Source organism: Zhongshania sp. (assembly GCF_041623545.1).
Classification (GTDB): Bacteria; Pseudomonadota; Gammaproteobacteria; order Pseudomonadales; family Spongiibacteraceae; genus Spongiibacter.
In genome coordinates this window covers 1-2,362 of record NZ_JBFJWS010000403.1, presented here as the reverse complement: position 1 = coordinate 2,362, position 2,362 = coordinate 1, and the positions used below count along the sequence as shown (strand labels likewise).

Annotated in this window: 3 protein-coding genes; all 3 read right to left on the bottom strand. The window is 54.1% G+C overall.

What is annotated here, in order from left to right:
• Positions 1–257 precede the first annotated feature (257 nt).
• Complete coding sequence (locus tag ABYT30_RS18520) at positions 258–437, bottom strand: hypothetical protein (protein WP_373083112.1); 180 nt, start codon at positions 435–437, stop codon at positions 258–260.
• Between the two features lie 69 nt (positions 438–506).
• The gene (locus tag ABYT30_RS18515; RefSeq protein WP_373083113.1) at positions 507–1,694 is read right to left on the bottom strand and encodes a lipid-transfer protein; all 1,188 of its coding nucleotides are present in this window, start codon (positions 1,692–1,694) and stop codon (positions 507–509) included.
• 23 nt (positions 1,695–1,717) lie between these two features.
• A complete protein-coding gene (locus ABYT30_RS18510; protein WP_373097994.1) occupies positions 1,718–2,152 on the bottom strand; it encodes a Zn-ribbon domain-containing OB-fold protein in 435 nt (144 codons plus the stop codon).
• Positions 2,153–2,362 lie beyond the last annotated feature (210 nt).

The following is a 2,362-nucleotide window of genomic DNA, read 5'->3' as shown; positions in this document are numbered from 1 at the left end:
GGCGTGGGTGTGTTGCCAGATCCCACGGGTGTTGACGAGGAGCTACTACTGCTACCACCACAGGCGGCGAGTGCGGTAATAATAGCGATGGCAAGTAAGCGAGCGGGAGTGGAATAGTTCACGCAGAAGTCTCCAATATAAGGGACTGATAATGTTTGGATTAGATATTAGCACTCAAAATTAATCTAAAGGCTAATGTTGGTTAATGATTATTTATGCTTATAACGTGCCAATTAAGTCGAGTCGCAAGCGCTGAGCTATGACGAAAACGATTTAAACAAGGCAATGGCCAGTGAAATTCCTACTAAGGGTAGAATCCAGCGACTTAGCTTGGCCTGTTGCTCCGGATTGGCTTTCGGGGCAAATCGCTCAATGAGTGGAATGATCACGATTAGGGCAATCGCTAACACCGCGAGTACGCTGAGCAGAGTAGTCATAGGGCTCCGTGCTGGTTGGTGAGCCTTTCCATCGATTGATGGCGGGCGCCATTGGGCGCCCGGCGGGCTTTATTTCTTCAGTATGACTGAGGAGCCGTGACCAAACAAACCTTGGTTAGCAGTAATGCCGACTTTAGCGTTGGCGACTTGGCGCTCACCAGCCTGGCCGCGCAGCTGCCACGTTAGCTCGCACACCTGCGCAAGGGCCTGTGCGGGCACAGCCTCGCCAAAGCAGGCTAGGCCGCCAGAGGGGTTCACTGGCAGGCGTCCGCCGATTTTGGTGACCCCTTCGCGCACCATTTGCGCAGCTTCGCCGCGAGGACAAAGCAACAGGTCTTCATACCAATCCAGCTCCAAGGCCGAGGACAGGTCGTAGACCTCGGCAAGGCTTACGTCTTCAGGGCCGATGCCTGCCTGTTCGTAGGCCTGTTTGGGCAGTGCTGCACGAAAACTGTGCGCTTCAACCCCAGCGGCCGCCGCTGAGTCAGTGGCAATATCTGGCATCTCGACCACGGCACTGGCAAAGGTCGGGGTGACGGTCGAGACCGCTGCCACTTTTACCGCATCAGCTTTGCCCATGCGTTTCGCGTAATCCATGCTGGTCACAATCATGGCCGCGCCGCCATCAGACGTGGCGCATATCTGTAATAGACGCAGTGGGTCTGCCACCATGGCGGAGTTCAGGATCTCTTCCATGGTGAATTTCTTTTTATAGCGTGCGTTGGGATTGGTAAAACCGTGCTCGCTGTTCTTGATTTTGACTAGACCAAAATCCTCTTCGGTGTCGCCGTATAAGTCCATACGGCGGCGGGCGTACAGCGCAAAGTAACTGGGGTTGGTAATACCCAGATAAAAGCGCAGCCAATCTGGGTCTTCAGGCCGGTAGCCTTTGGCCGGCGCTAAAAAGCCCTTAGGGGTGGTGTCTGCGCCTACCACGAGAGCGACTTCGCACTCGCCGGCCAGTATTTTGGCGCGAGCGGCAGCTAGCGCTTGAGAGCCGGAAGCGCAGGCGGCGTAAGAAGTGTTTACCTGTGCGCCTTGCCAGCCTAATGCTTGCGCGATGGTGGCGCCAGCAACGTAGCCGGGGTAGCCGCAGCGCATGGTGGCGGCGCCGGAAACAAAGCCGACATCTTGCCAGGGAATACCGGCGTCTTTTAAGGCTGCGCGGGCGGCGTACACGCCGTACTCGCTGAAATTTTTGCCCCATTTACCCCAGGGGTGCATGCCTACGCCCAATACTGCAATATCTTGACTCATTCTGTGGTTCTCCTTGGGCTCGCTTAGCGCACTGGCTGCCATTTCCAGGTGACTTTAATGGCGTCTTCGTCTTCGTGCAGAGTTTCTAGTACAAGCTCGGCAGACTGGCCTACTTTTAATTGATCAACGTCCACGCCTTTTACGACTTGGCCGAGAATAATCATTTTCTCTTTTTCTAACTCCACCGCAGCAATGGCGTAGGGCACAAAGGGCTCATCGGCAACAAATGGCTCTGGCGGTTTGTAACAGGCATTGGTGTAAGACCAAATCTTACCGCTGCGGCTTAGCTCGACTTCGCTAAACTCGCTGCTGTCGCAGGCTGGGTTTTTGCAAAACTTTAGTGTTTTAGGAAAGTAGTAGGTCCCGCAGTGGTCACAGCAGGCGCCAATTAAATGCGGGGTGTCCGTGTTCAGAGTGAACCAGCCATCAATTGCGGCTTGCACGGGTTTATTGCTCATGGTTTGTCTCCACCGGGTGGATGATTTATAACGTATGTAAAGCTGACGATTCGGCAGTTATTTGGCCAATATAACACAGGAATCATCGCAAGTTCACGGCGTCGGGACTATCGTCTAAATGGCCGAGACCGCGATACTTAACGCTGGGGCCGAGGTACAAAGCATATGACTGCAATTGTCACTCCAGTGAGTGAATTTGCAATTGTCGGC

What these genes read in the sequence shown, in the direction of transcription:
- ABYT30_RS18510 (WP_373097994.1), bottom strand. Translation starts at nt 2,152, where the DNA reads ATGAGCAATAAACCCGTGCAAGCCGCAATTGATGGCTGGTTCACTCTG.
- ABYT30_RS18520 (WP_373083112.1), bottom strand. Translation starts at nt 437, where the DNA reads ATGACTACTCTGCTCAGCGTACTCGCGGTGTTAGCGATTGCCCTAATC.
- ABYT30_RS18515 (WP_373083113.1), bottom strand. Translation starts at nt 1,694, where the DNA reads ATGAGTCAAGATATTGCAGTATTGGGCGTAGGCATGCACCCCTGGGGT.